The sequence below is a fragment of the Haloarcula sp. K1 genome, assembly GCF_001647155.1.
Taxonomy (GTDB): Archaea; Halobacteriota; Halobacteria; order Halobacteriales; family Haloarculaceae; genus Haloarcula; species Haloarcula hispanica.
This window is the reverse complement of the sequence record NZ_LRHL01000033.1, coordinates 1-6,368: the sequence shown is the minus strand read 5'-3', so window position 1 is coordinate 6,368 and position 6,368 is coordinate 1. Positions and strand designations below refer to the sequence as shown.

Annotated in this window: 2 protein-coding genes and 1 pseudogene; 1 reads left to right on the top strand and 2 read right to left on the bottom strand. The window is 52.1% G+C overall.

Annotated elements, in window-relative coordinates:
- Positions 1 to 39: 39 nt before the first annotated feature.
- Positions 40 to 4,464 (bottom strand): dockerin type I domain-containing protein, encoded by a 4,425-nt coding sequence (locus AV929_RS22325; RefSeq protein ID WP_196219986.1) that lies wholly within the window; start codon positions 4,462 to 4,464, stop codon positions 40 to 42.
- A 145-nt stretch (positions 4,465 to 4,609) separates the two neighbouring features.
- Between AV929_RS22325 and AV929_RS10585 the strand changes: the two genes are divergently transcribed.
- Complete coding sequence (locus tag AV929_RS10585) at positions 4,610 to 5,458, top strand: hypothetical protein (protein ID WP_064288233.1); 849 nt, start codon at positions 4,610 to 4,612, stop codon at positions 5,456 to 5,458.
- 92 nt (positions 5,459 to 5,550) lie between these two features.
- Here the strand turns inward: AV929_RS10585 and AV929_RS10580 are convergent.
- Positions 5,551 to 6,368: pseudogene (locus tag AV929_RS10580) on the bottom strand (tyrosine-type recombinase/integrase); the annotation flags it as partial.

Sequence of the window (6,368 nt, the reverse complement as noted above, 5' to 3'; positions counted from 1 at the left end):
TAACTGCGAGACACACATACGCGACTAGTTTGATATTATTCATTCTATCTCGTGAGTTTCCTCCACAGCTTTATCCACTTCAAGTGTGAATACTTCTTGAATGCTGAATTTCAGATGGATTGCAGCCTCCGGTTGAACAGTCCAAGTATAATCCAGTGACCATCCCTTACTCATTATGCTCCACCGATCTGTCTTTTCATAACTCCCACCTGAATGCAAGGATACCTTCTCTTCGTCGGGATCCGGTTCTGTACCACTGTACACTTCTGAAGTTTTTTTACTTCCGCGAAATAGACTATCGTCACCTCGACCGACGCCAATAATATGGCCGGTCTCATGCATGACCACTTTTTGAATTTTAATACGTGTATCAATATCTGGGTTTGAGCCTGTGGAGGCCTCTTGGAACACAACCATGCCAAAGTTGCGTCCCCATTGTCCATCTCCATCACTGGATGCTACACCCGCTTTATTTGACCAATCCGGAGCTTTGAAAAGTCCGTCTCCACCACCACTGGGCGTCAGATAGAGGTATACTTTATTTTCTGTGTCGTCATGGTAATTCTCTTGAATCTCATCTGCATCATCACGGGTTGTTGGTGGATACTCATTGTCTGGATCCGTCCACCACGACCCAGAAGCGTGAGTCAAATCGTCGCGGGTCAGTTCATCATCGATGTAATATGTGACATCCACATCATACATCTCATAATTCTCTGCGGCTGCTTTGACAGCATCAAGCATCACAGGGTCAACATCATCATCGTAGTCAACCTCAACTGAGAGGCTAGGTGATGGAGTGACAGAAGACGATGTTGGATTACCAGGCTGGCTGTCGTCAACAGACCGCCAATGTAGTTCGCCGATGTGGAGATTCGAATGCTCAAACAATTCATCACCGTCGATATCAATGCCACTTGGTGACGGTGCCTCCCACGTGTCGTGATACCCGGCCTGCTCAGAGATAATTTCGTTGCCTTCAATCCCACTTCCAGTGTTGAGATGCTCTCGATACAGTATCACGTTGTCAGTGTGGCCAACGCCATAGACGCCAATCCACCCATCCCAGTATTTGTCTCCGTCCGTATCAGCGTCAGTCGGATCTGTCCCAAAGGACAAATCGGGGTCTTCAGTAAGGGATGTTCTTCCCCAAAAACTCGTCTGTTTGGTCAGGCCCTTGACTTCCTGACCATCTGTGAGGCCGTCATCGTCGGTATCTGGGTCAAGCGGATCTGTCCCTTCAGAAAATTCTTGCTTATTCCCTAGCCAGGTATCTGTCCGACCTGTCCCGTCAAGAGCTGTGAACACGAGTTTGTCCCGTGTACTCGAACCAGCGTCGTCAATCACGAAGTCAAAATCTGCGCTTGCATCGTCGATATCGGCCCGGCCGTACATCGACGGGAAGCCAATAACCCGTCGTTGGCGCGGTGATAGCGATTCAATGAGTGCTTGGCTTTGTCTAACCCGCGGATCTGCAGACGTTGCCGAAGACGGGTTCAGGCCGAGGTTCTGTTCGCTTTCATCCCGCAGTCCGTCATCATCAGTATCTGGGTCAAGTGGGCTCGTCTTGATACGTTTGGACTGTGTTTGATCCCGCAGTGAGGCTCCTTGAGGGCTATTCGCACCTTTCACCGCGCCGGGCCCGACTTGGACGGTCCGAGTTTCAAATTCGGTGCCATCTGATAATCCATCACCGTCCGTATCTTGATTTGACGGATCACTGCGGAAAGACGTGATCGTCATCCGGTCCGCTACACCCAGTGGCCCGTACGAGATTTCTCGGCCATCACTGATTCCATCACCATCAGTATCGGCGTCGTGGGGGTCAAGTTCTATCAGATGGAACCGGTCGTACATCGCGATTATCTCTTTTTGCTCAATGTAGTCGTACAGGGAGTCCCCATCTGAATCCGCGTACACCTTTGTCCGGAAACTAGCTTCGACATTGTGTGCTTCAATGGAAATTTGGAAACGCTCTCCAGGGAAGGACTCTAAGTCGATAGTCCGGGTACTACCCCCATTTGTTCCTAACTGTAGTTTTCGAGTCCAATCACGGTTTACGGCTGATATCTCGACAGTAATCGACGGGTTCGTTCCTATCGGCGCTGAATCATGGTGTAGTTTCAGTTCCTCAGAATCAGATTGATGGAATTCTAAAACCGCACTGGTCGTATTCTGTTCACTAGTGATGGCTGGTTGTATCAGAGCTGCTGAAGATGAACCCTTTTGAGCATCTGCAGTGTCAGTGTTCACCCGCAAATAGGAAGGATTCTTGACCCGATATTGCCGGCCCGTATCTGGAATCTGCTGTGTGCCCGAAGCAGGACTAATCGACTGAATGCAAATAGTCTGGTTTTCGAGGGTAGAGCCGTTTTTTATTGAGACATTCTGTTGTATTCCCCGGCAATTTGAGATTCCTTCGTTCGGGCCTGAATCTTCATCTTTCGTACCAGCGACAAGTCGCAACTCTGTCTCATCATAGAATCTCGGTTTATCTTGCTCGTATATTAGAGGGGTAGCTGGTGTCGAATCCCAGTGACACTCTCCCGAACAGTCAAATGAGGTGAGGTTTGAACGTGACAGTGGAGTCTTCGGGGCAATGCTGTCTGCCGCAATAACCTCGCCTTGAGTACGTGCAACTACTCCTGGCACAAAGAAGGAAAAATTCTGCACGGTAGCCGAAACAGTTCGGTTTTCAGCATCTACTGTGGAATTGATTGGTTGATACGGTTGCGATGTAGACCCATTCCATTTTAACATTGTCAACCGTCGAAGTTCCGATTCTGGCACTGAGGAGTCAATCGGTATTGTCACGGTCGCTGACTCGAATGATGTCTCATTTCTTACGTGAAGAATCGGTCCCGCAGTCATGTTTGTTTTATTAACACCAGAAGAAAGCGTCTTGACAGAGACGTCCTGAGAAACACCCATTGACCCTTGGATTTCTACCGTCGCGTTTGAAGTCTCTGGAGAGATGGTTATGGTGACAGTCTCATTTCGATCTGGAGTTCCGTCTCCGTCTGAGTCTCTTGACAGAGGATCAGTCCCCTGTTTGACTTCAAGCCCATCGGGAACGGTATCATTATCAGTGTCAATTACCAGTGGATTGGTCCCATAGTGTTTGATCTCTTCTGCATCTGTGAGACTATCGCCATCCGTATCATTGACCGATAGTAACGTCCCGTTATCCAATTCAGCGCGGTTAGTGAGTCCATCAGTATCAATGTCTTCTACTCCGTCCAGCGTTCCATCACTATCCGTATCATTGTGTGTAGCATTGAGTGCACCTATTGGTTCCTCAAACCCATCTGGCAACCCATCACTATCCGTATCTGCTTCAAACGGATTCAATCCGACATCAAGCTCAGTACGAGTGACGAGTTCATCATCATCAAAATCTTCTTGGCCATCACGGACACCATCAGCATCACTGTCGGCTAGGTTCGGATCTGTTCCTATTTGAACTTCTTCCCCGTCGGTCAGCGTATCGTTGTCAGAGGTTTGACTTCGCGGATCTGTCCCGAATTTGTTCACCTCATTACCATCGGAGACAGAGTCGTAGTCCGTATCTGGTTGCCGAACAGAAGTGTTGTATCTTAATTCGGTTTCGACCGTCAGCCCGTCTCCGTCCAAATCTTCTTCGGCGTCTGTGACTCCGTCTCCATCGGTATCAGGATTGGTTGGATCTAATTCTTGTATAGGCGTCTCAAACCCGTCTGAAAGGCCATCACCGTCAGTGTCGTTGTCTCTGGAGTCGGTTCCTTCCCGAAATTCCGTGTACGCTACCAGACTATCTGAGTCCCAATCCTCAAGACCATCAATGATATTGTCACCGTTGCTATCTGCTTGTGTCGGGTCAGTACGAGTGACACTCCGTTCATATGAATCCGGCAGCCCATCACCGTCAGTATCATTCACCAAGGTTGATTGACCTTTGTTGAATAGCCACTGAATATCCCCGACATCGGTTCGGTTGTCACCCGTGTAATCATACGCGCTCCAGTTAGCACCGGCTGCTGTGGATCCCAAGTGACGAGATAGGGCGTCAACGTCGACAATGTTGACAGCGCCATCGCCGTTGACGTCTTCGTAGAGTCCGTCGCCATCTGGATCAGTGGGCTGGTTATCGCCAACGAGCGGGTACGGGTGAGAGTCGTTTTCCCGGGGCGCTAACTGCTCAATAGCACTCGCATTCGGCTCGGTTGAGCCATTCCAACTGGTCGAAAGTGGTCCGGTCGCCTGGTTCCCAGCCGTAGAGGCGGGTGTTTGTGTCGATTGTGTCCGTGTCGGCTCATTTCCAGCCGTGGTGACGGCCTGGTTTCCGGCACTTGTACCAGGGATGTCATTGCCAGCCGTCTGCAGCGGGCCGGCCCCGGTACCGGTCATCATTCCCGAGACCGGACCGACAGTCACTAATAGTAATACTCCAAATAACGCTTGTAATTTTGTCGTTGAACTTGCCATATAAACCCCCACCAGAGGTAGTATTGTGATTTTGAATCAGTAACCATAATACTTAATCCTACTTATTGAGACAGTATATTTAATGAGGAAGCTTGCGACAGTATTCGGCCTTTGTATAGCAGTATCCCTCTGGGCGGGGATCGCGATGGGGGCGGGAACGACCAGTGTCGTGGTCCAGCCTTCGACTGACACTGTTACGGTTGGAAACACAACCACTGTTGATATCGTAGTCACGTCGACCACAGACGGGGTTGGTTCACTGGATCTCGATATTGCAAGCACCAACGATTCGGTTGCAACAGTCTCGAACACGTCTGTTGCTGGAAATCCAGAAACAGTCCAGTCTGCCGAGGAGGCAAACGGCGTCCGTATCGCGGCGACTGGAATGGATACCGCCGACAGTGGCTCGATATCTGTTGCCTCTGTCACGCTCACCGGCGAGGCTGCCGGGACGAGCGATGTGGATCTGACCGTTGCAGCCGTCGGTGACGAATCCGGGACCGCATACAATGTCACCAGCGTCCGCGATGGAACACTGACAGTCGAGTCCGGAGAAAACGCAACGGAGACGCCAACACCGACTCCGACTGCAACAGAAACACCAACAGAAACTCCTACCGAGGAAGACTCGTCGAGTTCCGGCGGTAGTAATGATGACGGTGATAATGATGGCGGAGATGACGATGATGGTAGCGACTCCAGCGGCAGTGACTCTGGTGACACAGCAACAGCGACGGCCACACCGACAGTAACGGAACCGACGCCCAGTGACACCCCAACAACAACGGCCACGGAAACTGAACACTCGACCGAGACAGACACCAAGCAATCAACCTCAACCCAGACCAGCAGTGGTGGGCCAGCAATCACCCCGTCTCAGACCGGGACCACAGACACTGTCGAGCCGTCTGGCGGCTCACCCACGAATCTGCTTATCGGCGGGAGCATGATCGTCGCTGTTCTCGGTGGGATCATCATTTACCGTCGGTTGTAGAAGCGAGTCCAAGACACACGACACGTTCTCACCTCGCTGACCGGCTCAATTGGGGGTCGTCTGTCGCTTCCATGTGAAGAGGTACTGGCAACTTACTCACCGGAGATGATATCGTTCGCTTCGTCGCGTGTCCGCNNGCCAGCTGTGGGTTCTCGCGATAGATTTCTCGCCCGAGGCCACGACGGGCGCCGTGTGGCTTTAGTGGTTCCTCGAACTCATAGTCGGCCCACTCACAGAGATCGGCGAGGATATTTCGAGCCGACTGTGTGGTGATCGACGGTGTCGGATCCAATGCCTTTGCCGCGTTGTCGAGTCTGGGGAACACAGCTTCATTCTCGTCGGGCTCTCGAAGTTGCTTCCAGCGCCGGAGCGGGCGAAGCGCATCGTCGAGGATCGGCGCGGACTCTCGGGTTCGGTTCTTGCCGAACACCTGCATTGTACCGGCTTCGAGGTTGACGTGTCGCCACCGCAGACCATTCCGTTCTTCATCATCAGAGACAGCAACCAGTTCCGCGCTGCGGGCTCCTGAGTACGCGAGCAAGAAGACGAGTGCTTGGTCGCGGTAGGCCGCCGTGCGGTCGATATCGTCGCTCTCGCCGGCCTTGTCGACGCGAGCCGTCGCGGTAGCGCAGATAGCGTCGCGGTCCCGGGCGGTCCAGTACTGCTGGTCTGTTTCGGTCTCATCGGTCGGGAGCGGACCTTCGGCGTGGTTGGTCTTGGCCGGGTTCGTCGGAATTAGACCCTCGTAGACAGCCCATGTGAGGAACGAGCGGACATACGCGAAGTACCGACGAGCAGTCTCCGGTGAAATATCGTCTCGGTCATCAGCTCGAGCAAGGTCACGAGCGTATTGCCGACAGAGGTCGTCGTCGATATCCTCGGGACTGGAGATACCGTGCTGGTCCCGGGA